At 70.8% G+C, this 26969-nt stretch carries 27 protein-coding genes and 2 rRNA genes; 19 read left to right on the forward strand and 10 right to left on the reverse strand.

The genetic code is table 11. The features are described 5' to 3' along the window. Together ID574_RS37790 and rrf are read left to right on the forward strand one after the other, a co-directional pair. A 23S ribosomal RNA gene (locus ID574_RS37790) occupies window positions 1–127 on the forward strand; the annotation flags it as partial. A gap of 129 nt (window positions 128–256) precedes the next feature. Beyond that, a 5S ribosomal RNA gene (rrf, locus tag ID574_RS37795) occupies window positions 257–373 on the forward strand. Window positions 374–422: 49 nt separating this feature from the next. Here the strand turns inward: rrf and ID574_RS37800 are convergent. Continuing rightward, on the reverse strand, window positions 423–1163 hold the full coding sequence (locus ID574_RS37800) for an SAM-dependent methyltransferase (protein WP_188193828.1): 741 nt from the start codon (window positions 1161–1163) through the stop codon (window positions 423–425). A gap of 42 nt (window positions 1164–1205) precedes the next feature. Beyond that, on the reverse strand, window positions 1206–2825 hold the full coding sequence (locus ID574_RS37805; protein ID WP_188194098.1) for a hypothetical protein: 1620 nt from the start codon (window positions 2823–2825) through the stop codon (window positions 1206–1208). Here ID574_RS37805 and ID574_RS37810 point away from each other — a divergent pair. Beyond that, a complete protein-coding gene (locus ID574_RS37810; RefSeq protein ID WP_223167497.1) occupies window positions 2769–3872 on the forward strand; it encodes a hypothetical protein in 1104 nt (367 codons plus the stop codon). The two genes, ID574_RS37805 and ID574_RS37810, sit on opposite strands and share 57 nt — an antisense overlap. Before the next feature lie 189 nt (window positions 3873–4061). On the opposite strand, the gene ID574_RS37815 is transcribed toward ID574_RS37810, so the two are convergent. Next, window positions 4062–4991 (reverse strand): MBL fold metallo-hydrolase, encoded by a 930-nt coding sequence (locus ID574_RS37815; RefSeq protein WP_188193829.1) that lies wholly within the window; start codon window positions 4989–4991, stop codon window positions 4062–4064. Window positions 4992–5101: 110 nt separating this feature from the next. Between ID574_RS37815 and ID574_RS37820 the strand changes: the two genes are divergently transcribed. Then, entirely contained in the window at window positions 5102–6037 is a 936-nt protein-coding gene (locus tag ID574_RS37820; protein WP_188193830.1) for a single-stranded DNA-binding protein, read from the forward strand. Window positions 6038–6165: 128 nt separating this feature from the next. Here the strand turns inward: ID574_RS37820 and ID574_RS60515 are convergent, their stop codons facing one another. Next, window positions 6166–7890, reverse strand: a complete 1725-nt coding sequence (locus ID574_RS60515) for a DUF1015 family protein (RefSeq protein WP_336245594.1) — start codon at window positions 7888–7890, stop codon at window positions 6166–6168. A 111-nt stretch (window positions 7891–8001) separates the two neighbouring features. Here ID574_RS60515 and ID574_RS37835 point away from each other — a divergent pair, with 111 nt between their 5' ends. Next, the gene (locus ID574_RS37835) at window positions 8002–8424 is read left to right on the forward strand and encodes a tetratricopeptide repeat protein (protein ID WP_188193831.1); all 423 of its coding nucleotides are present in this window, start codon (window positions 8002–8004) and stop codon (window positions 8422–8424) included. 11 nt (window positions 8425–8435) lie between these two features. Here the strand turns inward: ID574_RS37835 and ID574_RS37840 are convergent, their stop codons facing one another. Next, window positions 8436–8882, reverse strand: a complete 447-nt coding sequence (locus tag ID574_RS37840) for a TipAS antibiotic-recognition domain-containing protein (protein ID WP_188193832.1) — start codon at window positions 8880–8882, stop codon at window positions 8436–8438. A 78-nt stretch (window positions 8883–8960) separates the two neighbouring features. Between ID574_RS37840 and ID574_RS37845 the strand changes: the two genes are divergently transcribed. Continuing rightward, entirely contained in the window at window positions 8961–9932 is a 972-nt protein-coding gene (locus ID574_RS37845) for an HAD-IIA family hydrolase (protein ID WP_188193833.1), read from the forward strand. Window positions 9933–10017: 85 nt separating this feature from the next. Here the strand turns inward: ID574_RS37845 and ID574_RS37850 are convergent, their stop codons facing one another. From ID574_RS37850 to ID574_RS37860, 3 genes are all read right to left on the reverse strand, one after another. Next, window positions 10018–10791 (reverse strand): ABC transporter permease, encoded by a 774-nt coding sequence (locus ID574_RS37850; RefSeq protein WP_223167540.1) that lies wholly within the window; start codon window positions 10789–10791, stop codon window positions 10018–10020. Next, window positions 10791–11546, reverse strand: a complete 756-nt coding sequence (locus ID574_RS37855) for an ABC transporter ATP-binding protein (RefSeq protein WP_188193835.1) — start codon at window positions 11544–11546, stop codon at window positions 10791–10793. The genes ID574_RS37850 and ID574_RS37855 overlap by 1 nt, the downstream gene beginning before the upstream one ends. 71 nt (window positions 11547–11617) lie before the next feature. Continuing rightward, window positions 11618–11965: an SCP2 sterol-binding domain-containing protein gene (locus tag ID574_RS37860; protein ID WP_188193836.1), complete on the reverse strand. Its 348-nt coding sequence runs from the start codon at window positions 11963–11965 to the stop codon at window positions 11618–11620. A 128-nt stretch (window positions 11966–12093) separates the two neighbouring features. On the opposite strand from ID574_RS37860, the gene ID574_RS37865 reads away from it, so the two are divergent. From ID574_RS37865 to ID574_RS37925, 13 genes are all read left to right on the forward strand, one after another. Next, a complete protein-coding gene (locus ID574_RS37865; RefSeq protein ID WP_188193837.1) occupies window positions 12094–12270 on the forward strand; it encodes a hypothetical protein in 177 nt (58 codons plus the stop codon). Continuing rightward, window positions 12267–13079, forward strand: coding sequence for a TlyA family RNA methyltransferase (locus ID574_RS37870; RefSeq protein ID WP_188193838.1), 813 nt, complete (start codon window positions 12267–12269; stop codon window positions 13077–13079). The genes ID574_RS37865 and ID574_RS37870 overlap by 4 nt, the downstream gene beginning before the upstream one ends. Window positions 13080–13149: 70 nt before the next feature. Beyond that, window positions 13150–14049 (forward strand): NAD kinase, encoded by a 900-nt coding sequence (locus tag ID574_RS37875; RefSeq protein WP_188193839.1) that lies wholly within the window; start codon window positions 13150–13152, stop codon window positions 14047–14049. Window positions 14050–14193: 144 nt separating this feature from the next. Beyond that, window positions 14194–15903, forward strand: a complete 1710-nt coding sequence (gene recN / locus ID574_RS37880; protein WP_188193840.1) for a DNA repair protein RecN — start codon at window positions 14194–14196, stop codon at window positions 15901–15903. Between the two features lie 73 nt (window positions 15904–15976). Further along, complete coding sequence (steA, locus tag ID574_RS37885; RefSeq protein WP_188193841.1) at window positions 15977–17173, forward strand: putative cytokinetic ring protein SteA; 1197 nt, start codon at window positions 15977–15979, stop codon at window positions 17171–17173. Beyond that, window positions 17170–18153: a copper transporter gene (locus ID574_RS37890; RefSeq protein ID WP_188193842.1), complete on the forward strand. Its 984-nt coding sequence runs from the start codon at window positions 17170–17172 to the stop codon at window positions 18151–18153. The genes steA and ID574_RS37890 overlap by 4 nt, the downstream gene beginning before the upstream one ends. A 1-nt stretch (window position 18154) precedes the next feature. Then, window positions 18155–19015, forward strand: a complete 861-nt coding sequence (locus ID574_RS37895; RefSeq protein WP_188193843.1) for a hypothetical protein — start codon at window positions 18155–18157, stop codon at window positions 19013–19015. A gap of 131 nt (window positions 19016–19146) precedes the next feature. Next, window positions 19147–20775 carry a murein biosynthesis integral membrane protein MurJ gene (gene murJ / locus ID574_RS37900; RefSeq protein ID WP_188193844.1) on the forward strand — a complete coding sequence of 543 codons (1629 nt, stop codon included), beginning with the start codon at window positions 19147–19149 and terminating at the stop codon, window positions 20773–20775. A gap of 59 nt (window positions 20776–20834) precedes the next feature. Then, a complete protein-coding gene (locus tag ID574_RS37905; RefSeq protein WP_188193845.1) occupies window positions 20835–21956 on the forward strand; it encodes a glycosyltransferase family 4 protein in 1122 nt (373 codons plus the stop codon). A gap of 179 nt (window positions 21957–22135) precedes the next feature. Beyond that, on the forward strand, window positions 22136–23122 hold the full coding sequence (locus ID574_RS37910; RefSeq protein WP_188193846.1) for a TerC family protein: 987 nt from the start codon (window positions 22136–22138) through the stop codon (window positions 23120–23122). 108 nt (window positions 23123–23230) lie between these two features. After that, window positions 23231–23872 carry a phosphatidylserine decarboxylase gene (locus ID574_RS37915; RefSeq protein WP_188193847.1) on the forward strand — a complete coding sequence of 214 codons (642 nt, stop codon included), beginning with the start codon at window positions 23231–23233 and terminating at the stop codon, window positions 23870–23872. Further along, window positions 23859–24689 carry a CDP-diacylglycerol--serine O-phosphatidyltransferase gene (gene pssA / locus ID574_RS37920; RefSeq protein ID WP_188193848.1) on the forward strand — a complete coding sequence of 277 codons (831 nt, stop codon included), beginning with the start codon at window positions 23859–23861 and terminating at the stop codon, window positions 24687–24689. The genes ID574_RS37915 and pssA overlap by 14 nt, the downstream gene beginning before the upstream one ends. 40 nt (window positions 24690–24729) lie before the next feature. Beyond that, complete coding sequence (locus ID574_RS37925; protein WP_188193849.1) at window positions 24730–25005, forward strand: hypothetical protein; 276 nt, start codon at window positions 24730–24732, stop codon at window positions 25003–25005. 249 nt (window positions 25006–25254) lie between these two features. On the opposite strand, the gene ID574_RS37930 is transcribed toward ID574_RS37925, so the two are convergent. Together ID574_RS37930 and ID574_RS37935 are read right to left on the reverse strand one after the other, a co-directional pair. After that, window positions 25255–25914 (reverse strand): MBL fold metallo-hydrolase, encoded by a 660-nt coding sequence (locus ID574_RS37930; protein WP_188193850.1) that lies wholly within the window; start codon window positions 25912–25914, stop codon window positions 25255–25257. Further along, complete coding sequence (locus tag ID574_RS37935) at window positions 25911–26783, reverse strand: maleylpyruvate isomerase N-terminal domain-containing protein (RefSeq protein WP_188193851.1); 873 nt, start codon at window positions 26781–26783, stop codon at window positions 25911–25913. Before ID574_RS37935 ends, ID574_RS37930 begins: the two co-directional genes overlap by 4 nt. Between the last annotated feature and the right edge of the window lie 186 nt (window positions 26784–26969).

Below are 26969 nucleotides of genomic sequence, written 5' to 3' on the forward strand. Positions count from 1 at the left end.
TTGAGATGAGGTCTCCCACCCAGTGATGGGGTAAGGCTCCCTATAGACGATGGGGTTGATAGGCCGGAGGTGGAAGCGCGGTAACGTGTGGAGCTGACCGGTACTAATAGGCCGAGGACTTGACCACAAAGCTTTATGCTTTGGTGTGTGCTGCGTTCTGTTACTCTTCGCCGGGTCCAGAGCTGCGCCACATCAAAGAAATCTTGCTCGCGTCCACTAGGCAATTCTGAGACAGCAAGCGGCTGTTTCTCAGGGTTACGGCGGTTATGGCGGGAAGGAAACACCCGGTTACATTCCGAACCCGGAAGTTAAGCTTCTCTGCGCCGATGGTACTGCACTCGGGAGGGTGTGGGAGAGTAGGTCACCGCCGGACAATCTTTGATAGGGAAAGCCCCCGACCGATCGGTCGGGGGCTTTTCTGTTTACCGGGATCGGAGGACGAAGACACCCCACCCCAGATACTGGCGGCCGTACTCGAGGTGGGAGCGACGGGCCTGGGTGAGAAAGTCGCGCATCGCCGGAGCGTCGGCGTCCGCTGGATTGTCGCGGAGCCAGTCGCTGATCGTCCACCATTGGCTGGCGACGTACCTGTCCCAGCTGTCGGGGCTGGCCAGAACCATTTCCAGCAGCTCGAACCCGGCCTCCTCGATGCGCTCGTTCGTGCCGGCGAGTGAGGTGAACAGACCTTCCTCCATGCCGAAGGCTTCGTAGGCCTCGGGCGGGGGCGGAGATATCCAGTAGCACTCGCCGACGAGCGCGATGCCGTCCTGACGCAGGTGCCGGCCCATGAGGGACAGTGTGCCCTTCAGGCCGCCGCCGATCCAGGTCGCGCCAATACAGGACACTATGCCGAACGACTCCGGCGCGGTCTCGTACGTGGCGGCGTCGGCCTCCACGAACTCGAGCCGGTCGGCTACGCCGAGCTCCTCGGCGCGGGCTCGGGCAGCCGACAGAAAGACCTGGCTGACGTCCACGCCAACGCCGTGCACGCCGTATTCGGCCGCCCAGCGGGAAAGCATCTCGCCCTTTCCACATGCCAGATCCAGTTGACGTGTCCCCGGGGTCATGCGGCAGATGTCGCCCAGCAGGGCGAGCTTGTCGTCCGTCAACGGGTTCAGTATCCGGTGCCGGGACTCGGCGATTTCATGGAAACGCAGTGACATGACCAGCAGTCTGGCTGGCCGCACGGTTATGGGCGAGCCAATTTATGGGCTTGAGCCGGTCTCATGGACGTTCTCCGGCTTGCTACCCTGGAGAGACCGGGCCACCTCCACGGGTGGCCTTCGTCGCGTAAGGCCCGGGACGGGCGGCGACCAGCCACGGTGGACCGTCGTTGTGAGTCCGCTGGGTGAGCCCAACGAAATGGACCAGAAGTGAACAGAGAAAACGGATCCGACGGCGGACAGCGCGGGCGCGGCGACTTTGGTGAGAGGCGCTCCAACGGGGGCGGCAGGAGCGGCGGATACGGCTCTCGCGGGCGAGACTCCGGTGGCGACCGTCCGTTCCGTTCCGACGACAGGACCCGCTCCAACGGGCGCGAGGACAGAGGGCCGCGGCGGGACGAGGGCTACCGCGACGAGCGCGGCTCGCGCCGCGAGGGTGGCTATGGCGACCGTCGTGAGGGCGGCCGATACGGCGACCGTGGCGAAGGAAATCGGTACGGTGGCGACCGCGGCGCCCGACGTGAGGGCGGATTCCGCGACGACCGCGGTTCGCGTCGAGAGGGACCGCGGGGTGACGACGGGCGCCCGTACCGGGACAGAGACCGGGACCGGGACGATCGGGGTTCGCGTCGAGACGGAGACGAGCGCCGTTCCTTCCGGGATCGAGATGATCGTGGCCCGCGTCGTGAGGGCGGCGGTTTCCGCGAGGACCGGGGTCCCCGTCGTGAGGGCGGATTCCGTGACGATCGCGGCGGTAGGCGCGAGGGCGGTTTCCGTGAGGATCGCGGCGGTAGGCGCGAGGGCGGTTTCCGTGAGGATCGCGGTCCGCGTCGTGAGGGCGGCGGATTCCGCGAGGACCGGGGTCCCCGTCGTGAGGCAGGCTACGGTCCCAGGCGTGAAGGCGGGTTCCGCGAGGACCGGGGGCCGCGCCGTGAAGGCGGCTACGCACCCAGGGGCGAGAGCGGCTATGGCGATCGCGGCGGTAGGCGCGAGGGCGGTTTCCGTGAGGATCGCGGTCCGCGTCGTGAGGGCGGTGGGTTCCGTGAGGATCGGGGTCCCCGTCGTGAAGGCGGTGGTTTCCGTGAGGATCGGGGTCCCCGTCGTGAAGGCGGTGGTTTCCGTGAGGATCGGGGTCCCCGTCGTGAAGGCGGTGGTTTCCGTGAGGAGCGTGGTCCCCGTCGGGACGGTGGTTTCCGTGAGGAGCGGGGGCCGCGCCGTGAAGGCGGCTACGCACCCAGGGGCGAGAGCGGCTATGGCGATCGCGGCGGTAGGCGCGAGGGCGGTTTCCGTGACGATCGTGGCCCGCGCCGTGAAGGTGGCTTCCGTGACGATCGTGGCCCTCGCCGTGAGAGCGGTGGGTTCCGCGAGGACCGGGGGCCGCGTCGTGAAGGCGGTGGGTTCCGCGAGGACCGGGGGCCGCGTCGTGAAGGCGGCTATCGGCCGTCCCGGCCGTTCTCGCGCGACGAGCGCGGCGGGCGTGAGGAGCGTCCCTCGGCGGCCGGCCGGGCCAGGTACGGCAGTACCGACCGCGAGAGTGAGGCCCCTCAGCGTGAGCGGCTGCCCGAGGTGGCTCCCGACATCACCGCGGACGAGCTGGACAAGGAAGTGCTCGAGGAGCTCCGTTCCCTGCCCGGCGACCTGGCCGACCTTGTGGGCCGTCACCTGGTCGCCGCCGAGCGGGCGCTGGAGGAGGACGACCCCGAGCGGGCGCACGAGCACACGAAGGTGGCGCGCCGGTTCGCGGCCCGCATCGGTGTCGTACGGGAGGCCGCGGGCATCGTCGCGTACCGGGCCGGGCACTTCTCCGAGGCACTGAGCGACCTGCGGGCGGCTCGGAGGCTGACGGGGTCGGAGGCGTACCTGCCGGTCATGGCCGACTGCGAGCGTGGGCTGGGCCGCCCGGAGCGTGCCATCGACCTCGTACGTTCCCCGGAGGCCGAACGACTCGACAGGGTGGGCCGCATCGAGCTGACCATCGTCGAGTCCGGCGCCCGCCGCGACCTGGGCCAGCACGACGCCGCCGTGATCACCCTGCAGCGCCTGCCCGAGCTGCGCGACCCGCAGCCCAAGCCGTGGTCGGCGCGGCTGGCGTTCGCGTACGCGGACGCGCTGGCCGACGCGGGGCACGTGGAGGCGGCGACCGACTGGTTCGGCAAGGCGATGGCCTTCGACGAGGATGGTGAGACGGATGCGGCGGAGCGGTACGCCGAGCTGACCGGCGCCGTCATCGAGGACGTTGAAGAGGACTTCGACGACGAGACCGAGTCCGACGGCGCCGATGTGGCCGCGAGCGAGGAGGCCGACGCCGCCGTGGGCGACCTGCTGGAAGAGGAGCCTGAGGCGGGCGAGCTTCCGGACGACTCCGTCGGCGTACAGGGCGATGAGCCTGCCGATACCGATGTCGATGCCGAGGCTCGGAGCGGGGAGTCTGGCGACGCCGAGCCTGCCGATGTTCGAGGTGAGGATGTTGAAGGCGCCGAGCCTGGCGATGTTCAGGGCGCGGACGCTGGAGGCGCCGAGCCTGGCGACGTTCTTGACGATGCGGAGGCCGGGGAGCCGAGCGCGGACGACTCAAAAGCAGGTGCTCCCAATGCGGTGGCGCAGGCGGAGACTCGGGGAATCACGCCCGCGTTCATCGAGCCCGACTTCGGCGACGTGCTGGATGAGGACGACGAGCGCCGCCAGGGCCGGCCGAAGTCGGAGGACTAGTCGCGCAACTGACGACGCCGTAGCTCCGCCGTACCGTGGCAATCGTCCGGTATGGCGGAGCTACGGCGCCACCGCGGTGGCTGGGTGGTGGATGCGACTACGGAGGACCCGCGCCCGGTCCTGGCCGGGACCGCGTCCGGTCTCTGGTCCGGGTCGCGACCGGTCCCCGGTCGGTGGCTGCGGGGGTGCCTACGGCGCGACGCGGTCCAGCCAGTGGAGGATGCCCGCCACGTTCGACGGAGCGCCGCTCAGCAGCTCGAACTGCTCTGCCGTCGCCTCGTCCTCGGACTTCAGAGCGATGTACCGCTCCTTCGTGCGGTCCCTGACCATCGCGACCGCATGATCCAGGTCCATGCCCTCGGCATGGGCCTGACGGGTGAGATCGACCCAGATGCGAAGCTCCTCGGCGGACCGTTCGAGAGTCTCCTGGACCGCCTCGACCGGGCCGTAGTGGCTGAACAGGAGCCGTTGAGGGGCGAGCGCCCCGAACAAGGCGATCGAGTCGAGGGCGGTCTGCAGGTCGAAGTCCGGCGGAGGCGTGGCGGGGCGCAGATCGCCGGTCTGGGGCATGTACACGCCGGCCGCGTCGCCGACGTACAGGTCGCCGGTGGCGGAGTCGACGAGGCCCACGTGGTGCTTGGCGTGGCCGGGGGAGTAGTGGCTGTTCAGCGTGCGTCCGTTGCCCAGGTCGATGGCGCCGGTGTCGCCCAGGGCCACGATGCGTTCGGCCTCGGTGGGGGACAACTCGCCGAAGAGGGCGTCGAGCTTGTCACCCCACACCATCCGCGCGCTCGCCATCAAACGGGACGGATCGGCCAGGTGGCGGGCCCCCTTCTCGTGGACCACGACCTGTGCGGACGGGAAGAATCTGGCGATGTCTCCCACTCCGCCGGCGTGATCCAGATGAATATGAGTCACCACGACGGTGGCCAGATCCTCCGGGCCGACTCCCAGCGCGGCGAGCGCGTCGCGCACGACCGGGGCGGAGGTCGAGGTGCCGGTCTCCACCAGGCACGGGCGGTCGCTCAGAATCAGATAGCCGGCCGTGATGCCTGAGTACCCGGCCATCTTGGTGTCGATCTCATAGACGTCGCCGCCTAGAGCGGTGATGTTGTCCACAGGCACTCCCGAGCGCGCAGCCGTTGTCCCCAGAACGGCGTTCCAGCCGACCTGGCCTCCCCCTCATCGTAAAGAGTGATCTCCACCACAGCATCGATGGGAGGACGACAGTGGACCGAAACGAGGTCTTGCTGGTGGGGAGGCTCTCCGCGGCCGTCGAGGAGCACCCCATGCCGAGCGGCGACACCGTGACCAAGTGGCGCATCATCGTGCGCCGCCGTCGGCCGCACCGGCGAGGGGGCACGATCACTGACAGCGTTCCGTGCGTCACGTTCAACCGTGAGGCGGCTGCCGTGCTCCGCCGCCTCAAACCACGCGACTACGTTGAGGTGATCGGCGCCTTCCGCTGCCGCGTGTTCGGCCCTGCGGGTGCCAAGATCTGGAAGTACGAGGTAGAGGTCAGCACCGCCAAACCGATTGACGTGACCACACTCTCCGAGCCCGTCGGTGCGCTCCCGCTTGCCGCGCCCGAAGACCTGGTCGCACGCTCCGAGCCCCTCGATGCGGCCGCGTCGTCTGGGTTCGTCGAGATGGCCGCGCTTCTCGAGCCGGAGGACGCGGTCGCGCGCTCCAAGACGATCGATGCGGCGTCTGCGCGGTCGATCGAGATCGCTGCGATTTTCCAGTCCGAGGACGCGGTCGTGTCCTTCCGGCCTGGGGACGGGGTTTCCGCGCCCGAGGGCCGGGCCACGATCTCCGAGCCTGAGGGCGGCGGCGTGGTCTCTGGGCCTGAGGGCGGCGGCGTGGTCTCTGGGCCTGAGGGCGGCGGCGTGGTCTTTGGGCCTGAGGGCGGCGGCGTGGTCTCTGGACCCGAGGAGGGGGTTGCGGTCTCCGGATCCGAGGGCGCGGTCGGCATGTCCAGACCTGAGGACGGGGTCTCGCTCTCCGGGCCCCCCGATGGGGCCGAGCCGTCTGGATCCGTCGATGCGGGTACGTCTGCGGAGCCCGTTGACACGGCAGCGCTTTCCGCCGCCGAGGAGCATTCCCCGGCGATGGCGACCGCCCTGGTGCCCAGACAAGGGGCCCGTCTCGCCCGGGCAAGCTGATCGGTCAACCGGAGGAGAGGGCCGGTCCGGCGAGTTTGTGTGGGTGGGGATCTGGGACGCGTGCGGGCGCGGTTACCTCGGTCGACGGCCGAGGCCTGCGCTACCTCAACCGTGGGAACAGCGGGTGGTCAGTCGATCGCGAACGTGCGCAGGACCAGGCCTGTTCGGGGTTTGGGGCCGAAGGAGGTGGACTTGCGGGGCACGCGCTCGCCACCAGCGGCGACGGCCAGCACATCCTTGGTCGAGAGCGGCTTGAGGATCACGGCGGTGCCGCCGGTGCGGGTGGCCAGTTGCACCGCGGCCTTCGCGTCGTGGTGGACGATCCGTACGGCCTGCTCGTCGTCGCGCATGCCCCACACCCTCGGCAGGATGAACTCGGAGAGGATGGAGGTGTTGAGGGAGTTCCAGCGGTCGGAGTGGTCGGCCGGCATGGCGCGGGCGAGTTGCACGGGGTCGGGATCGGTGAGGAGGTGCGCGCCCTTCTCGTCGGCGAGGAGGAAGGCCGGTTCCCGGGCGTTCTCGAGGGCGGCCAGGCCCTTCGTCAGGTCGTCATGATCCTGGACGCGCCACGAGCTCCTGGCCTTGGCGGTCGCCTCGGCCAGGGGGAGGCCGGGGATCACGCGGTGGATGGCCTTGAGGTCGGGCGGGTACGCGGTGGAATCGACGAGCAGGGCCAGTCCGAAGTCCCACGGGGCTACCAGGGCTTCAGCGGATGTCGGGGCTGGGCCTTCCTTCTGGGGGTGGGCGGCGCGTTCCTGACGCTGCAGGACGCGGTAGGTCGCGTACCGGTGATGGCCGTCGGCGATCAACGCCTGCCGGTGGCGAAGGTCGGCGTTGATGGCGGCGATCTCCGTCTCGTCCGTGATCGCCCAAAGGCGGTGCGTGAGGCCGTCCTCTGTATGGGCGGACACGAGGGGATCGCGCTTCGTGGCCACCTCGTCCACCAGGCGGGTGGCCGTGCCGTTGCCGCCGTCGTAAAGGAGGAAGATCGGTTCGAGATTGGCCTGCGTGGTGCTCATGAGCGCGAGCCGGTCGGCGATCGGGCCCGGCATGACGTCCTCGTGGGGCAGGATGATGTGCTGGCCCGGATCTGCCAGGGCCACGTCGCCGATCAGGCCGCGCTGCACGGTGTCGGGGCCGCTCTGCTCGTACACGTAAAGCGCCGGCGCCTCGTCCGGCACCAGGATGCCCGCGTCCAGCCAGGCTCTCAGCGTGTCTCTCGCTTCGGCGTATCGGGCTTCGAGCGGGCTCGCTGAGGGCTGGGCTGACGCGGCGGCACCGGCGTCCGTCCTCGTGAGGTCGGTTGTTCGCTGGTCCCCCTGTCCTGGAGCCACCGGTTCGGAGATCGTCGCCTCAGGGTCGGCCGCTTGGGCGGCTCCCGCTTCAGGGGCGGGCGGTGGGGCCGTCCCGCGTTCCGAGCGCGTCGGGGGTGCGAGTGTGGGTTCCGTGTGGGGTGGATGGGGGGTTCCGGGTTCCGTGTGCGTGGGTTGTGCGGGTGTGGGGCTCGTGATGGCTCGTGGTGTGGCTTCGGGGTCTCGGCTGAGTCGTTCTGTGGCTGATGGCTCTGCGCCAGCCCGGTGTGCGGTCACGGGCTCCGGGCTGGGGTGGGCGGTCGGCGGTTCCGGGCCCGTCGGGGGAGAAGAGGAGTCGCCGCGGGGGGAGCAGGGAAGGATGAGGCGGACGACGTTGTTCGGGTGGAGTCGCAGGAGGGCGTCCACGTCCGCGTCAGAGATCAGGTCGTAGGGTGGGGAGGTCACCTTGGCGGGATCTTCGACAGCGAAACGTACGCCGCGGAAGGGCCGTAGCACCAGTCCATCGGGTACCGGCAGTTCAGGAGTCCCCATACCGGGCATGCTCCCATAAATGCTTGCGCCTTCCGGGAGTCGCCCCTTGGTTGCAACCGTGCCCGTTCCCGCGGCAGGCAGGGCGGTTGTTTCGTACAGCGATGAAGGGAGTCCTGACCCATGGCTCAAGATGAAAACGTCAATGATGAGAACCCGGGCACTCCCCGGGGCAATGTTTACGATTGGTACCAGCGCGGGGTCAAGCTGCTCCAAGAGGGCAGCCCGGCCGCCGCGGCCGCGTTGCTCGAGCGTGCCGCCGCGGCGGAGCCCGAGTCGCGCAGCATTCTGGAGGCGCTGGCCAGGGCGCAGTTCAACTCACGCCAGTACGCCGAGGCGGCCGCCAGTTTCCGGCAGATCGTGGATGCCAATCCGGCCGAGGACTACGCCTATTTCGGGCTGGGATTGTCGTTGTGGCGGACCGGGGATGTCGAAGGGGCGCAGGAACCGCTGGCGATCGCGGTTGCCATGCGCCCCGACGAGCGACACTACGTGTCGGCGTTGAAGAGCGTCCGCGCCACTTTGCGGGCTCGTCGTGAGATGTAGGCCGATTCCCGTCACCCTTGAGCGTTGTGGCGGGTGGCGTTGGCCGTGATGGCGGCCTGGAAGTACGCGGCCAGGCCGGGGGCGATGCGGTCGAAGGACTCCGTGAAGCGGGCGTCGGTGACGTACAGCTCGCCGAGGCCGCGGTGGATCTCGTACGTGCAGGTGTAGCACCAGCGCTCGATGTGGGCGCGATGCTCCTCCGCGAGGTCCATGGCCAGGTCCCCGTCAGCCGGGGCGCCCGAGCTCATCGCCTCCGCCATGCGGGCCGAGATGTCGCCCGCCTCCGCCATGAACCGCTTCCAGTCCTCCTTCGTGCACGAGGCCGCACGGCGCTGCGACTCCGCCCAGGCGTCCGAGCCGCCCCAGCGCCGCTCCGCCTCGGCGGCGTGGTCGTCGGGGTTGAAATCGCCGAACAGCTCCGCGCGTTCCTCAGGAGTGAGGTTGAGCTTTGCGGACATTTGTCATCCCTTCGTAGGTGTCTACGGAGGCGACGCTAAAGTCTCACGCGGCGTGAGAGTCAAACGGGAAGAGGCGCTGTGCTGATCGACGGGTACGACACCCTGCTGCTCGACCTCGACGGCGTGGTCTATCTGGGCGCCCACGCGGTCCCGGGGGCCCCGGCCGCGCTGGAGCGGGCCCGCGGGAGGGGAGTGCGGCTGGCCTACGTCACCAACAACGCCTCCCGCACGCCTGCCGCCATCGCCGCCCACCTGCGTGAGCTCGGAGCGCCGGCCACGGCCGCGGACGTGGTGACCTCCGCGCAGGCCGCCGCCCGGCTGATCGCCGAGCGGGTGCCGCCGGGGTCGAACGTGCTCGTCGTCGGCGGATCCGGGCTGCGGATGGCCGTACGGGACCGTGGGCTCCGCCCGGTTTCGACGGCCTTGGACTCGCCGGTCGCGGTGGTGCAGGGGATCGCGCCCGGTTTGTCGTACGGGCTGCTGTCCGAGGGGACGCTGGCGGTGCGGCAGGGGGCGTGGTTCGTGGCCGCCAACAGCGACAGCACGATGCCCACGGGGCGCGGGGAGCTGCCGGGGAACGGGGCGATGGTGCGGGTCATCGCCGCCGCCACCGGGGTGGAGCCGGTGTACGCCGGCAAGCCGGACCCGCCGCTGCACCGCGAGTCGATGATCCGTACGGGTGCTCGGCGGCCGCTGGTCGTGGGAGACCGGCTGGACACCGACATCGAGGGCGCCTCCAACGCCGGGGTCGACAGCCTGCTCGTCCTCACAGGGGTGGCCACCGCCGCCGACGTGCTGACGGCGGAGCCCCGGCACCGGCCTGCCTACGTCGCCGAGACCCTGGACGCGTTGCACCTGCCCTATCCCGAGGTGCGGGACGGCGCCTGCGGAGGGTGGCGGGCCCGCTGGCAGGACGGCGCGCTGCGGCTGGACGGGGACGGGAGCAGGATCGACGGGCTGCGGGCGGCCTGCGACGCGGCGTGGGCGGTGGCCGGCGAGGGGCGGCTCGAGGAGGACGCGGTCAAGCCCGTCCTCGACCGCCTCGGATAGCCCTTCGCCGGCGCGGCGGCCCTCTGGCCCCGGAGGCCCGGCGCCTCCGTGGCCCGGGAGCCTTCGTGGCCCGATGGCCGCGGCGTCACGCGATGCGTTCGCGGGTCTGTCTCGTGAACTGCCACGCGCCCACCGCCAGCAGCGCCGCCGACGCAACCATGAGCGCGCCCAGCGACAGCGGCACCCGGCCGTTCCACCCGTCCACCACCAGCAGCCGCATCGCCTCGATGGCGTACGTGAGCGGGTTGGCCCGCGCCACCGCCTCCATCCACCCCGGCATGGCCGTCAGCGGCACGAACGCGTTGCTCATGAACAGCAGCGGCAGCGACGCGAACCCGGTGATCGCGAAGAACGTCCCGTGCGAGCGCACCGCGCAGGCCAGCGCCATCGCGGCGGCCGTGAGCGCCAGGGTCAGCAGCGCCGTCGCCGCCAGGATCGCCGGCACGCCGAGCAAGCCGGACGCGGGGCGCACCCCGAGGGCGAGCGCCACCAGCAGGATCACGATCACCTGAGCGGAGTTCATGCCCACCTGGAAGACGAACCGCGACACGATCAGCGAGCTGCGTCTGATCGGCATGCTGAGCAGCTTGTCGAGATAGCCGGTCTCCTTGTCGAACAGCAGCGGCATCGCCGCCGTCACCCCGTTGCCGACCACGGTGAACGCGATGACGCCCGGCACCGCGAACGCGATGTAGTCGCCCGTGCCGACCACCCGGGGATCGACCGCGCCGCCCAGCGCCCCGGCGAAGAACACCAGCCACACCGCCGGCTGCAGCACGCTGAACAGCAGGTTGAGGCGCTCGCGCAGCACCATGAGCAGCCACCGCCTCGACAGCGCCAGGACCTCCTGCGCCCACATCACCCTGCCTCCCCCTCCCGCAGCGCGTGCCCGGTGTGCCGGAGGAACACCTCGTCGAGCGTGGGCGCCCCCAGGGCGTCCTTCAGTTCGGCGGGGGTGCCGCTCACCACCTCGCGGCCGTGGTCGACGATCGTCAGGCGGTCGCAGAGGCGGTCGGCCTCGTCCATGTAGTTGGTGGCCAGCAGCACGGTCATGCCCTCGGCGCAGAGCCCGCGGATGTGGTCCCAGACGCGGTGGCGCGAGTGGACGTCCAGACCGAGCGTCGGCTCGTCGAGTATCAGCAGCTCAGGCCGGTGCAGCAGCCCGCAGGCCAGGTCGAGGCGCTTCTGCATGCCTCCGGAGTATTCCTGGACGAGCCGGTCGGCGTGCTCGGAGAGCCCCACCAGGTCGAGCACCTCGGCGGCCCTGGCCTTCACCCGCCGCCTCGGCACGTGGTAGAGGGACGCCTCGATCTCGGCCTTCTCCCTGCCGGTCAGCAGGTAGGAGCCCATGGGGGAGACCTGCTGCATCACGTACCCGATGCGCTTGCGCACCTCTCCGGCCGCCCGCACCACGTCGAACCCGCACACCTGGGCCGCGCCCCCGCTCGGCGGGAGCAGGGTGGCGAGCATCCTGATCGTGGTCGTCTTCCCGGCGCCGTTCGGGCCGAGGAGGCCGAAGATCTCGCCGGGCGCGATCGTCAGGGCGAGCCCGTCGACGGCGGCGTGGCCGCCGAAGGATCGGCTCAGCCGTTCGGCCTCGATGATCAGACCCATTTCGTTCACCCATCGCCCAATGATTAACGCTTCCATTAAATAACTGGAGGGCGAGGGCGGTCAACGGGCGGCTAGATCAGCCTCCGCAGGCGCAGCAGGTCGCCGAAGCTGGCGTCGATCTTCACGCGGCCGCCGAGCAGCGCGCGCGCCAGGTCCAGCTCCCCGTCGACCAGCGCGATCAGGTCGTCGCTCACGATCGTGAGCTTGACGTCGGCGGGCTTGCCGTCCGCGGGCGGCTCCTCCCTGAACGGTTCCAGCCCCCCGTGGTGCAGCCGGCCGTAGAAGGTCACGTCGAGGTCGGACACCCGGCAGCTGACCGTACGTTCGACCACGTGCTTGGCGCGGTCCTCCTCGTCGATCTCGTCGAACTGGGCGACGAGCTTGGCCAGTGCCGCCCGGCACTCCTCGACGCTTGCCATGATGTGCATCCTTTCTTTCTCTTTGCGGACGGTAGCGTTCCACATCACTAGCACCCCCGTATGACCTTCAACGCTTAACACACTTGCCAAGGTCCCCGGACGCTCGCGGGAGGCGTTACGGTCGAGTCATGAGTGAGCTGCCGGAGGAGAGCGGCGACGAGCGGGTCGCCGCCATCGTGGCCGGGCTCGGCCGCCTGGGCGAGCTGCCCGTCGGCGCGCACGTGCCGGTCTTCGAGGAGGCGTTTGCCGAGCTGGAGGCCACCCTGGCGGCGGCCGTGGACGACCTGGCCCAGGGAGACCGGTGAGCCGGAGGATCCGTCTCGACAGCGAGCTGGTGCGCCGCGGCCTGGCGCGCTCGCGCGAGCAGGCGGCCCAGCTCATCGACGCCGGCCGGGTCACGGTCGGCGGGCAGACCGCGCGCAAGCCCGCCACCCAGGTCGACACCGCCTCCGCCATCGTCGTGGCCGCCTCCGAGGAGGGCCCCGACTATGTCTCGCGCGGAGCGCACAAGCTGCTGGGCGCGCTCGACACGTTCCGGAGCCTGACGGTCGAGGGCCGCCGGTGCCTCGACGCGGGCGCCTCCACGGGCGGGTTCACCGACGTGCTGCTGCGCCGCGGCGCCGCCCACGTGCTGGCCGTCGACGTGGGCTACGGCCAGCTGGCCTGGTCGCTGCGGACCGACGAGCGGGTGACGGTGATGGAGCGGGTCAACGTCCGCGACCTGACCCCCGACATGGTCGGCGAGCCGCCCACGCTCATCGTGGGCGACCTGTCGTTCATCTCGCTGCGGCTGGTGCTGCCCGCGCTGGCCGCCGTGGCCGCGCCGCGGGCCGACCTCGTGCTGCTGGTCAAACCGCAGTTCGAGGTGGGCAAGGACCTCGTCGGCGCCGGCGGCGTCGTCCGCGACCCCGCGCTGCGGGCCGGCGCGGTGCGCGAGGCCGCGGCCAAGGCGCGGGAGCTGGAGCTGACCGTGCGCGGGGTGACCGCCAGCCCGCTGCCCGGACCGTCGGGAAACGTGGAATATCTCCTCTGGCTGGGCAAGGGAGAAGGCGAGCCGCCGATCGCCGACCTCGAAGCCGAGATCCAGCGTGCCGTCGCGGAAGGGCCCCAATGAACCGGACCGTGCTGGACGCCGTAGACACTGGGCGTGGCGTCACCGTCGAGAGCGCCGCGGAAGGGTCGTGATGAACCGGACCGTGCTGGTCGCCGTACACACCGGGCGGGGCGCCGCCGTCGAGAGCGCCCGCCTGGTCATCAACCGGCTGGTCGACGCCGGCATCACCGTCAGGGTGCTGGAGTCCGAGGCCGACGAGCTCGGCTGCCGCGGGACCGTGGCGGTGCCCGGCGACCCGAGCGCGGCCAAGGACGCCGAGGTCATGATGGTGCTCGGCGGCGACGGCTCGCTGCTGCGCGCCGCCGAGCTGGCCAGGCCCGCGGGCACGCCGCTGCTGGGCGTCAACCTCGGGCACGTCGGGTTCCTCGCCGAGGCCGAGGTGGCCGACCTGGCCACGGCCGTCGACAACGTCGTGGCGGGCCGCTACGACGTCGAGGAGCGCATGACGATCGACGTTCTCGCCCGGCTGAACGGCCGGGTGCTGGCCGACACGTGGGCGCTCAACGAGGCCACCGTCGAGAAGCAGGAGCGCATGCTCGAGGTGGTCGCCGAGATCGACGGCCGGCCGCTGTCGCGGTGGGGCTGCGACGGCGTGATCTGCGCCACGCCGACCGGCTCGACGGCTTATGCGTTCTCGGCGGGCGGCCCGGTCGTGTGGCCGGAGGTCGAGGCGCTGCTCATGGTGCCCATCAGCGCCCACGCGCTGTTCGCCAAGCCGCTGGTGGTCTCGCCCCGCTCCACACTGGCCGTCGAGATCCTGCCCGCCACGCCGGGCGGCGTCCTGTGGTGCGACGGGCGGCGCCGCTTCGAGCTCCCGTCCGGCGCCCGGGTGGAGGTCCGCAGGGGCGCCGATCCCGTACGCCTGGCGCGCCTGCACGGCGTCGAGAGCACCGGCGCGCCCTTCACCGACCGGCTGGTCGCGAAGTTCGAGCTACCTGTTCAGGGCTGGCGCGGAAGGGTGCGACCCTGAGTGAATGGGATGCAGAACGCGTAGGATCACGTGGGCGTGGCGGGTCGCGCACAGCGGCCCGCCCGCAGGCGGAGGCGTTCGCCCTCGCAGGTGTTCGGAGACGATCCGTGTGACCAAAAGACACGGCAGTGACGGGAGTGGGCAGTGCGACCAAGGGTCGAGGAGGTCCGCATCCAAGGGCTCGGCGTCATCGACGAGGCCGTCCTAGAGCTTTCGCCGGGCTTCAACGTGGTCACCGGCGAGACCGGCGCGGGCAAGACGATGGTCGTCACCGGGCTCGGGCTGCTGTTCGGCGGCCGGGCCGATCCCTCGCGCATCCGCCCGGGGGCCGACCGGGCGTCGGTGGAGGGCACGCTGGTCATCGAGCCGGGCGGCCGCGTCGCCCAGCAGGTCGAGGACATCGGTGGCGAGGCCGAGGACGGCACACTGATCATCTCCCGCACGGTGTCGGCCGAAGGCAGGTCCAGGGCCTGGCTCGGCGGACGCACGGTGCCCGTCGGCACCCTGACGTACCTCGCAGACGACCTGGTGGCGGTGCACGGGCAGATGGACCAGCAGCGGCTGTTGCAGCCCGCGAGGCAGCGGGCCGCGCTCGACCGCTACGCCGGGGAGGAGCTCGTCAAGCCGCTGCGGGCCTACACGCAGGCCTACAAACGGCACAAGCAGATCGCCGCGCAGCTGGAGGAGCTGACCACCAGGGCCAGGGAGCGGGCGCAGGAGGCCGACATGCTGCGCTTCGGCCTGGAGGAGATCGAGAAGGTCGACCCCAAGCCGGGCGAGGACGCCGACCTGCGCGGCGAGGAGGAGCGGCTCTCGCACGCCGACGCCCTGCGCAGCGCCGCCACCACCGCCCACACGGCGCTGCTCGGCGACCCCATGGAGGCCGCGGGAAGCCCCCACGACGTGATCTCGCTGCTCGGCGAGGCCCGCGCGGCCGTGGAGGCGGTGCGCGACTTCGACGCCCAGCTCGCCAGCGTGGCCGACCGGCTGGCCGAGGCCGGATACCTGATCTCCGACGTGGCCACCGATCTGGCGGCGTACGCGGAGTCGATCGAGGCCGATCCCGTGCGGCTGGCGGCCGTGCAGGAACGCCGGTCGGTGCTGTCCGGGCTGATCCGGAAATACGGCGAGGACAGCGCGGGCGTCCTGGCGTGGGCCCAGCGGGCCGCCGCCCGCCTGGCCGAGCTCGAGGGCGACGACGAGCGCATCGACCAGCTCACCGGCGAGTACGACGAGCTGACCGACAAGCTCACCGACCTCGCCGCCGAGCTGACCCGGGTGCGCCAGGCCGCCGCCGAGCGGTTCGGCCAGGCCGTGACCGAGGAGCTGACGGCGCTGGCCATGCCCCACGCCAGGGTCGTGGTCCAGCTGACGCGGAGCGCGGAGTTCGGTCCCGAGGGCGTCGACGAGGTGGAGCTGCGGATGGCCGCACACCCCGCCGCGCCGCCGCTGCCGCTCAACAAGGGCGCCTCCGGCGGTGAGCTGAGCCGGGTGATGCTCGCGATCGAGGTCGTCTTCGCCGGCGCGGATCCGGTGCCGACGTTCGTGTTCGACGAGGTCGACGCCGGTGTCGGCGGCAAGGCGGCGGTGGAGATCGGGCGCCGCCTCGCCAGGCTCGCCCGCACCGCCCAGGTGATCGTCGTCACCCACCTGCCGCAGGTGGCCGCCTTCGCCGACCAGCACCTGGTGGTCGAGAAGGCGAGCGACGGCAGCGTCGTGCGCAGCGGCGTCACCGCGCTCGACCACGAGGGCCGCGTCCGCGAGCTGTCGCGCATGCTGGCCGGCCTGGAGGACTCCGAGCTCGGCCGGGCGCACGCCGAGGAACTGCTGGGCCTGGCCGCCGCCGACAGGTGATTCCAGGTGACATAGCGGACACGCCGCGTAATGCGTGGCCTCAGCGCTGTTTCGCTCTGGCAGGATGGTCTTGATGAAGGTTCCGGGGAGCAAGATGCCGGGCCTCCGCGGCAGGAAGGTCGGTGACCTTCCCGGCATAACGGCAGTGGCGAGAATCGACCGGCGGACCAAGAGGCTCACCAAGCGCCTCCAGCCCGGGGAAATCGCGATTATCGACCATGTCGACGTTGACCGGGTCAGCGCGGAGGCGCTCGTCGCATGCGGGGCCGCGGCCGTGATCAACGTCGCCTGCGGCATCAGCGGCCGTTACCCCAATCTGGGGCCACAGATCCTGATCGAGGCCGGCGTGCCGTTCGTCGACAACGCCAGTCAGGAGCTGTTCGAGCGGGTCAAGGACGGCGACGTCATCCGGCTCTGCGACGGAGTGGTCTACCTCGACGAGGACGTCGTCGCCAAGGGCGAGGAGCAGACGGCCGAGGCCGTCGAGGCCGCCATGGCCGAGGCCCGCGCCGGGCTGGCCGTCCAGATCGAGGCCTTCGCCGTCAACACCATGGAATACGTCCGCGGTGAGGGCAGGCTCCTCATCGACGGGGTCGGCGTACCCGAGATCCGCACGCCCATGGAGGGCAGGCACGTCCTCATCGTCGTCCGCGGCTACCACTACAAAGAGGACATCGCCACGCTCCGGCCCTACATCCGCGAATACCGGCCGGTCCTGGTCGGCGTCGACGGCGGCGCCGACGCGCTGCTGGAGGCCGGCTACCTCCCCGACGTGATCGTGGGCGACTTCGACTCGGTCTCCACCAAGGCGCTGACCTGCGGCGCCGAGCTCGTCGTCCACGCCTACCGCGACGGCCGCGCCCCCGGGCTGGAGCGCGTCCACCAGCTCGGCCGCGAAGCGGTGATCTTCCCCGCCACCGGCACCAGCGAGGACATCGCGATGCTCCTGGCCGACGACAAGGGCGCCGAGCTGATCGTCGCCGTCGGCACCCACGGCACGCTGGAGGAGTTCCTCGACAAGGGACGCTCCGGCATGGCCAGCACCTTCCTCACCCGGCTGATCATCGGCAGCAAGCTCATCGACGCCAAAGGCGTGAGCAGGCTCTACCGCAGCCGCATCTCCACGCCCCAGCTGCTGCTCCTGGTGATCACCGCGCTCATCACCATCGTGGTGGCGCTCCTTTCGACGCCGCTCGGCAAGACGTGGCTCAACGGCGTGCAAGACGTCTGGAACGCATTCATCTTCTGGCTGGTCGGACTTTTCTCGTGATCGATTTCCGCTACCACCTCGTCTCCATCGTCGCCATCTTCCTGGCCTTGGCGGTGGGGATCGTGCTGGGCACCTCGCTGCTCCAGGATCCGGCGCTCGATCTGGCCAAGAGGACCAGTGACGAGCTCACCAACGCCAACGTCGGCCTGCGGGCCGACCTCGACGCCCTGCGCGGCAGGGAGGCCGGCAACGATGCCTTCATCATCGCCCAGACGCCGGAGATGGTCTCCGGCGACCTGGCCGGCCAGAAGGTGCTGCTCATCGAGTCGCCCGGCTCGAGCACCGCGGTGCGCGAGGCGGTCGGCCAGGTGCTCGAGCAGGCGGGCGCGCAGGTCACCGGGCGGCTGACGCTGACGGAGAAGTTCCTCGACCCCACCGGCAAAGGCGTCATCGACGGCCTGGTCAACCAGCTCAAACCGGCCAACATGATGTTCGCGCCCACCGCCACCACCTGGGATCGCGCCGCCACGCTGCTCGCCTCCGCCCTCATGACCAACGACCCGGCCCAGGCGGGCACCCCCAGCGCCACCTCACCCGACGTGGCCGGCACGTTCGAGACCGGCGGGCTGCTCACCACCGAGGACGAGCCCGCCAAGAAACGGGCCACGCTCGCCGTGATGCTGGCGCCGGAGAAGCCTTACGAGGGCGACACCGCGGAGACGCTGGCCGGCGCCCTGGTCTCGGTCGCCGACGCCTTCGACACGGCGGGCAAGGGCGCCGTCCTCGCCGGGGCCCCCGTCACCGCCGCCGTCCCCGGAGACCCGATCAGCGCCGTACGCGACGACGGCGAGATCTCCAAGCGCGTCTCCACCGTCGACACCGCCGACATGCCGGTGGGCCGCGTCGTGATCGTCTACGCTCTCCAGGAGCAACTGAGCGGGCGCGCCGGCCAGTACGGCATCGGCAAGGGGGTCACCGCACCCCAGCCGCCCGTGACGTCTCCCAGCCCCAGCACCACCCCCACCCAGTCAGGGAGCTGACATGCCTGCCAGACGGGCCCGTGGCCTCCTCTACGCCCTCGCCGGCGCCGCGATCGGCGCCGCGGCCGCCCGCGCCGCCTACGCCGCCTTCACCCGCAACCGGCCGGCCGACCTGACCGGCCGCTGGACACGCAAAAACCACCGGGGCGAGCCCATCACCCTGCTCGAAGGCCCCGCGTTCGTGGCCGGTGCCGGCGCCGCCGCCGCGCTCACGCCCGGCCTGCCCGGCCGCCTCCGCCTGGCCGCCCTCACCGCGGGCGTCGGCAGCGGCGCGCTCGGCGCCTATGACGACCTGTACGGCACCACGTCATCCAAGGGCTTCAAAGGCCACCTGACGGCGCTCGCCCGCGGCGAGGTCACCAGCGGCGCCGTCAAGATCCTCGGCATCGGCGCCATCGGCCTCGGCGCCGCCGCCCTCGTCTCGAAGGGGCCGGTCGACACTCTGGTCAACGGCGCGGCCATCGCCGGCGCCGCGAACCTCGCCAACCTCTTCGACCTGCGCCCCGGCCGCGCCATCAAGGTCGGGCTGCTGACCGGCGGTCCGCTGCTGGCCGCCTCGCTCTTGCGCGACGCGCCCGCCGCCGCGCTGGCCGCCGTGCCGCTCGGGGCGGCCGCCGCGCTGCTGCCCGACGACCTCGGCGAGCGGGCCATGCTGGGCGACGCGGGCGCCAACGCCCTGGGCGCGCTGCTCGGGCTGGCCGCGGTGACCAGGCTCGGCAGGCCCGGCCGATACGTCCTGCTGGGCACCGTCGCGGCGCTGACCGCCGCCTCGGAGAAGATCAGCTTCACCAAGGTCATCGCCGGGAACCCCGTGCTCAACCGCCTCGACATGCTCGGCCGCCGCCCCGCCGATCCCCTGTGACCGAGCGAAGCGAGGGAACAATCAGACACAGCACCTTGGTCGCGGGGCCGACGAAGGAGGCCTCGTGACGCGGGGACGCGATCGTCGGTGCGGCCTGCCAGGATGAGGTCCGCGTGGACCGAGGAGGCCGTGTGGGTGTCGTGATGGCGCGGGGCGTCGCCGGTGGAGCCGTGCTCATCGGCGCGATCACCGTGCTCGCGCGCATCACGGGCTTCGCCAAGCAATACGCCTTCGCGCAGACCGTCGGCACCAAGTGCCTGGCCGCGGCCTACATGACGGCCAACCAGATCCCCAACATCGTGTTCGAGGTGGTCGTCGGCGGGGCGCTGGCCGGCATGGTCGTCCCGGTGCTCGCCGCAGCGGCCGCCGAGCGGATCTCCGGTGACGGGGGAGAGGCCGCCGAGCGGGTGAGCCGGATCAGCTCGGCGTTGCTGACCTGGGTGCTGCTGGTCCTCGTCCCGCTCGGGGTGCTCACCGCGGTGTTCGCCGGGCCGATCATGGGGCTCTTCTTCGGCCCCGGCCTCGCCGGCTGCCCGGACGCCGGGGAGGTGGCCGCGGTCGCCGCCCGCATGCTGGTCGTCTTCGCCCCCCAGATCCCCCTGTACGGCGTGGCCGTGGTGCTCTACGGCGTGCTGCAGTCGCACGAGCGGTTCACCGGGCCGGCGGTCGCGCCGCTGGTGTCCAGCATCGTGGTGATCGTGGCCTACCTGCTGTTCGTGCCGCTCAGCGGCGGGGAGAGCGATCCCGGCGAGCTGCCCGGGCCCGCCGAGCTGGCGCTGTCGGTGGGCACCAGCCTGGGCGTGCTGTCGCTCGTGCTGACCGTGATCGGGCCGATCGCCCGGCTCGGGCTGCGGTGGCGGCCCGTCCTGCGGTTCCCCGAGGGGGTGGCCGCGCAGGTGCGCAGGCTCGCCCTTGCGGGCATCGCCGCGCTGCTCGCCCAGCAGGCGGCCATGATCGTGGTGCTGGTGCTGTCCAACAAGGCCATCGGCGGTGCGGCCATCGCCGTCTACAACTACGCGTGGGCGATCTACCTGGTGCCGTACGCGGTGCTGGCCGTCCCCATCGCCACCAGCGCCTTCCCCCTGCTGTCCGCGCGGGCCGGCGACGCGGCGGCCTTCTCCGCGCTGGCCGCGCGCACCACGCGGGCCGTGGTGCTGGTGTCCGGGCTGGCCGCCGGGGCGCTGGCGGCCGCCTCAGGGCCGGGAGCGGTGGTGTTCCTGGGGGCCAAGACCGACGTGGAGCCGGTGGAGCTGGCGCGGGCCATCGCGTTGTTCGCGCCCGGGCTGATCGGATACGGGCTCATCGCCCACCTGAGCCGCGTGCTCTACGCCGCCGGGCGCGGCAGGGCGGCGGCCACCGGGACCGTCGCCGGATGGGTGGTCGTGATGGTCGCGCAGACCGTCTTCGCCGTGGTGCTGCCCGGGGAGTGGAAGATCGGCGGGATGGCGCTGGGGATGAGCGTCGGCATGAGCGCGGGCGGGGCCCTGCTGCTGGCCTCGGTGGTGCGGGCCCGGGGAGGCGGGGCCGTCACCGGGCTGTGGCGGGCCGTGGGCGCGGCTACCGCCGGCGGGTCGGCGGGCTACCTGGCGGGCGACGCCGTGGTGCGGTGGCTCGGGGCTCAGGGCATGTGGCCGAGTGCCGGGGCGGCGGCGCTGGCCGCCGTCGTGGCGCTGGGGGCCGGGGCCGCGATCGTGACCGCGCTCGACCGGCCGGACGCCCGCGCCCTGACGGGCCTCCTCAGACGTCGCGGGGCGAGCTGAGGCGCAGGGATGGGCCGGGCTTGTGGTGAGAGGCGGGGCTGGTGAGGAAGGAGTGGGTTGTGCGGGTGGCGTTCGTGCTGGGCACCACGTCGGGCGGCACCGGGCGGCACGTGCGGATGCTGGCCGAAGGGCTGGTGCGGCGAGGGCACCGGGTGCTCGTCGCCGGGCCGAGAAGCGTCGAGGAGCGGTTCGCGTTCACCGACGCGGGGGCCAGATTCGTGGAGGTGGCCGTCTCGGATCGGCCGCATCCCGCCAACGACCTGCGGGCGGTGCTCGCGATCAGGCGGCTGACGCGGGACGCCGACGTCGTGCACGCCCACGGGCTCAGGGCGGGGGCGCTGGCCGCCCTGGGACGGCGGCGCGCCGTGCCTGCCGCCCTGGGACGGCGGGCCGGGGGGCTGCTGGTCGTCACCCTGCACAACGCGCTGACGGCAGGCGGGTTCGTCGGGTTCGTCTACGGGGTGCTGGAGCGGATCGTCGCCAGGCGGGCCGATCGGGTGCTGGTGGTGTCGCCCGATCTCGGCGAGCGCATGACCCGGCTCGGCGCTCCGGACGTACGGGCCGCCGTGGTGCCCGCTCCTCCACCCCCGCCGGCCAAACGCACCCCCCAGGAGGTCAGGGACGAGCTCGGGGCCGGGCAACGGCCGATCCTGCTCACGATCGCCCGGCTCGCCCAGCAGAAGGGGCTGGAAACGCTCCTCGACGTCGCCGCAGGGCCCTGGCGGAAGGAGCTGACCGGTGAGCCGCTGTTCGTGGTCGCCGGGGAGGGGCCGTTGCGCGCGGAGCTGGAGCGGAGGATCGAGGGCGAGAGGCTGCCCGTGCGCCTGATCGGCAACCGGGACGACATCCCGGACCTCCTCGGCGCCGCCACCGCCGTCTTCACCGCCACCCGCTGGGAGGGGCAGCCGCTGAGCATCAGGGAGGCGCTGATGGCCGGGAAGCCGGTGATTGCCACATCAGTGGGAGGAGTTCCAGAAATTGTGGGAGACGCCGGGATCCTCGTTCCCTACGGGGACGTCCACGGGCTGCGCGCGGCCGTACGGACGCTGCTGGAGGACCCCGGAGCTGCGGAAACGCTCGCGGAAGCGGCCGCGCGCCGCGGGCGCGAGATGCCCGGCGGCGACGACGCCGTGGAGAGCGTGCTGGGGGTCTACGGCCGCGAAGATCCAATGGATGATTAGGTGGGCATAAGGCGTTCTCGTATACTGCCTGGGTTAGGGAGGGGAGTATCCCTTCGCGACAGCCTCGTCATCACGGTGCAGCCCCGATCCACGGGGCCCCCGGGGCTGCCGGTCCGCGGTCATCGGCGGGCGGGAGAGACCTCCGGCACTGAGTCCTGCATGCCGGAGGGTTTAATAACGTGATCGTACCCACGTGGGCCTGGATCGCCGTGATCGGCGGTCTCCTCGTTGTCCTCGCCATCGATTTGTGGATCGTCGACCGCGGAGAAGCACGCGAGTTCTCCATGCGGCAGGCCGGCTACTGGGTGACGTTCTACGTCGTCCTCGCCGTGGTGTTCGGCGTGGTCATGTGGACCGTGTACGGGGCGGGAGCTGCCGGTGAGTTCTTCGCCGGCTATATCACCGAATACAGCCTGAGCGTCGACAACCTCTTCGTCTTCTTCATCATCATGAGCAGGTTCGCCGTGCCGCGGGCCTACCAGCACAAGGTCCTGCTCGTCGGCATCCTGCTCGCGCTGGTCATGCGGGGCATCTTCATCGCGCTCGGCGCCGCGGCGCTCGAGCGGTTCAGCTGGCTGTTCTACGTTTTCGGCGCCTTCCTCGTCTACACCGCGATCAGCATCGTCCGCGACCACCTCAAGGGCCAGGATGAGGAGTTCAACGAGAACATCCTGCTCCGGTGGGTGCGCAGGGCGTTCCCCACCACCGAGGGGTACGTCGGGTCCAAGATCACCGTAAAGATCGACGGCCGTCGCATGGTCACCCCGATGCTCATCGTCATGGTCGCCATCGGCACGACCGATCTGCTGTTCGCGCTCGACTCGATTCCCGCGATCTTCGGCCTCACCAAGGAACCCTTCATCGTCTTCACGGCCAACGCGTTCGCCCTGATGGGACTGCGCCAGCTCTACTTCCTCCTGGGCGGTCTGCTGCAGCGGCTCGTCTACATCAGCTATGGTTTGGCGTTCATCCTCGGGTTCATCGGGGTTAAGCTGGTATTGGAGGCCTTGCACACCAGCCATGTCTCCTGGGCGCCCGAAATTCCCATCTGGGTCTCGCTCACGATCATCGGCGTCACCATGGTCGTCACCACCGTGGCCAGCCTGGTCAAGGCGCGCATGGACGCGCGGAAGGGCGAGGAGGAGACGCACCCTGAGCAGGTCTAGCCGAAAGGGCTTCGAGGCGCTTTGCTTGTGTAGTTGTGCCGTGTCATAGTTGCTGATTCTGTAACATCACGGCAAAGCGCCCAGTCCAGTCACCACCAAAGGTTGTTCGTGTCAGACGATTCTGCTAAGTCGAGCCGCGTCAGGCTCGCACGCGGGGTCTCCCCGTGGCTCTTCCCGACGGCGGCCGCGGCGGCCGCCACTGCGCTGCTGACGCGCAAGGACCGGCGATGGGCGCTCGCGGCGGTGCCGCTGAGCGCGCTCACCGGGGGCATGCTGTGGTTCTTCCGCGACCCCGACCGGACCCCCGGAGAGGGCCGCGTCCTGTCGCCCGCCGACGGCGTGGTGCAGAGCATCGACCCGTGGCCCGATGGCCGCACCCGGGTAGCGATCTTCATGAGCCCGCTGAACGTTCACGTCAACCGGGCCCCTCTTGCGGGAAATGTCACCTCCGTGCAGCATGTGGCAGGTGGGTTCCTGCCGGCGTTCAACAAGGACAGCGACCAGAACGAGCGCGTGGTGTGGCATTTCGAGACCGCGCTGGGCGACATCGAGATGGTGCAGATCGCGGGCGCGGTGGCGCGCCGGATCGTGCCGTACCTGAGCGCCGGCGCGAAGGTCGAGCAGGCCGAGCGGATCGGACTCATCCGGTTCGGTTCGCGGGTCGACCTCTACCTTCCCGAAGGGATGTCTCCCGCGGTGTCCGTGGGCGAGAAGACGGTAGCGGGGGTGACCAGAATTGACCGCGGCTGACGCCGGCAGCTGGCAGCAGGCGGAAGAGGAAGAAGAACCTCGGGGTCCCGTCGGCAAGGCGTTCCGCCTCTCCGCGGCCGACTCCCTCTCGCTGGGAAACGCGGTCTGCGGGTTCCTCGCGGTGTGCGTCCTGGCGTACTCCGCCATCCAGCAGCTCCAGGTCGAGGGCGGCCGGTTCACACCGAACCCGAGCTACTTCGCCACGGCCATCGTGCTGCTGCTCATCGGGGCCACGTGCGACCTTTTCGACGGCCTCGTCGCCCGGCGCTTCCGCGCCTCCGCGATGGGGGCGGAGCTCGACAACCTGGCCGACGTCATCAGCTTCGGGTTCGCGCCCGCGTTCATGGTCGTGATCTGGGGCGGGTTCACCGACCAGGTGCCGTTCGCCGCCGTGCTCGTGGCCGCGGCGTCCGTGCTGGTCGCCGGGGTCGTCCGGCTGGCCAGGTTCGCCTGCGTCAAGACCAAGAGCGGCGACTTCATGGGGCTGCCCATCCCGATGGGCGCCATGACCGTGATCTCCATCGTGCTGCTGTTCCAGCCGAGCATCTGGGCCCTGCTCGCGGTGCTCGGCGTGGCGTGGCTCATGGTCAGCCGCATCGAATACCCCAAGCCGAAGGGGCAGCTCGCGGCGGTGGTCCTCGGGTGGATCATGGTGAACGTGGCGTTCCTCACGTTGTGGGTGGCCTGGCCCGAGGGCGGTGACCTGCCGATCAAGATCGGTGCCACCATGCAGATCGCGCTCGTGGCGGCGATTCCGTTGCGGATGCTGTTCTACAAACGCGAGCAGCGGCGGGAAGCCGAGCGCGTCAAGTACTGACCGGCGGGATTTTTCGCCTTACTTCGGCTTTGATGGAGCCATGTCGGCCACGCCGCGCGAGCACACGCGCACGTACTATCTCGGCAAACTGGCCACGGAGCTGGAACAGCGCGGGCTGACGGCGACGCTGCGGCCGTACCCGCCCGCGCTGCGGATCAGCGATCCCGACACCGTCATGCTGGTGGAGACGATCGACTGCGTGCCGCTCTCCGAAGGGTGGTTCTACCGGTGGTCGTGGGGCGAACTCGTCGGCCTCGCCGACGACCCGGCCCTCGCCGCCGAACGCATCGTCCGCGTCCTCGCCGCCCGCCAGTGAACACCACCAGGTCTCGACGCGCGCGACGGGGACGGCCCCACACCGCCTGATACGTCGGAAACAGTGCCGTCGGCGCCGACAGGGCGCGGCAACGGCCGGGTCACGGGCACGAGAGCGCGAGCGCCGAGGACGTGCCGGCGGAGGCGCCAGGCAAGGCGGCGGTCCCGGGCCGCGATCGCAGCGGGCACCGGATGACCGGTGGGTTCGCACATGGGGCACAGGCAGCGGACGGTCAGGTGCGGAGGTCGGTTACCAGCCGCGGGCCTTCCACTCCGGGAGAGCGGGGCGTTCGGCGCCGAGCGTGGTGTCCTTGCCGTGGCCCGGGTAGACCCAGGTCTCGTCGGGGAGGCGGTTGAAGATGCGCTCGACCACGTCGTTGTAGAGCTGGTTGAAGCGCTCCGGATCCTTCCAGGTGTTGCCCACGCCGCCGGGGAACAGGGAGTCGCCCGTGAACAGGTGGGTCCCGCCCGCCTCGCCGCCGTCGTACAGGAGCGCGATCGAGCCCGGCGTGTGCCCCCGCAAGTGGACGACCTCCAGAGTGACCTCACCGAACGTGATCGTGTCGCCGTGCTCCACCGTGCGGTTCACCGGCAGCGGGAGGGCCGGCGCGTCCAGCGGGTGGGCGATCAGCTGCGCGCCCGTGACCTTGGTCACCTGCTCCAGCGCCTGCCAGTGGTCGCCGTGCTGGTGCGTCGTGACGATCGCGGCGATCGGCTGGTCGGCGATCAGCGCGAGCAGTCGGTCGGACTCGGCCGCGGCGTCGATGAGCAGGCCGTCGCCGGTCTCCGTGCAGCGCAGAAGATAGGCGTTGTTGTCGTACGGGCCGACGGCGAGCTTGCAGATCGTCAACGCCGGCAGCTCACGCACGTCGGCGGGACCGCCGACCTGGACGTCACCTGTGTAGGTCATGGGTAGCCCTCCGGAGGCGTCGTGGGCAGATCCGCGGGGGCCGGCATCGTCAGCCACGGCGGCGGCTCTGGAAGGCCCGTCCCTCCGGGGCCTGGCATGAACGGCTGCCCCACGGGCACCAGACTAACGCCCTTGCCGTCCGACCGGCCGGTCAGCCAGGCCAGGATGTCCCGTGGCATCCCTTGGACGGCGGGCCCGGTGCCGAGATCGCGCCATCGGGCGATGACGTGGCTCGGGTGCTCGTCGGGCGGATGGGGTGGTTCGCCGCAGGCTTCCGCCGGTTCGGCGGTCGTTCGCGTCGATGCTCGATCGGCGAGGAGGACGATCTCGCTCACCGTGCTGCGCTCGTGTGACCAGGTGGCCAGGCAGTCGTGGAGCTCGCGCCGGACGAACGGCTCCGGCCAGTCGTCGGGGCGGTATCCGGCGTCGAGGTCAACGTGATGGAAGCCGATCTCGCGGAGGCGGCGTACCAGGACGTACCAGGCGGGGTGGGGTGGTGGGCGCATGCCCTCGACCTGAGCGGACCACGCCTGCTCGGGGAGGTCGCGGATGGCGGCGGCGAGTCGGGCGGCGCTGTCTTCCAGGTCGGCGAGGTGCCGGGCGGCGGGCTGGGCGGCCGCAACCTCGATCTCGGTGGCTCTGGCGTGGAGTGAGGGGTACTGGGGGGTTCTGACGCCGGTGCGGGCCCAGGTCAGGAGGTTGAGGTGGGAGTCGGCGTTCCTGGTGACGTGGGCGAGCACGTGGCCTCTGGTCCAGCCGGGCAGGAGGGAGGGGGCGGTGATGTCGGCGTCGGAGAGGGACGCGGCCGTGGCCAGCAGCTGGTTGGTGGCCGAGGCGAGTTCGGCCTGCAGCGCGGGTAGGACGGTCATGTCTGGATATTTCCCCACGTAGGGTGTTTCAGCTGATGACGGGCATAAAACCCCCGGTCGGAGCGTTAATAGGCGAAGGCCTCCTGCCGAGGTGGTGGATGGCCGTAACCTGTGAGGGACGGATTTTCGGGGGCCGCGAAGCGGGCACCCGAAATTGTCGGAGCCCCCGTCTACCATCCCCCGTGG

This window comes from Nonomuraea sp. SYSU D8015 (genome assembly GCF_008065375.1).
Taxonomy (GTDB): domain Bacteria; phylum Actinomycetota; class Actinomycetes; order Streptosporangiales; family Streptosporangiaceae; genus Nonomuraea.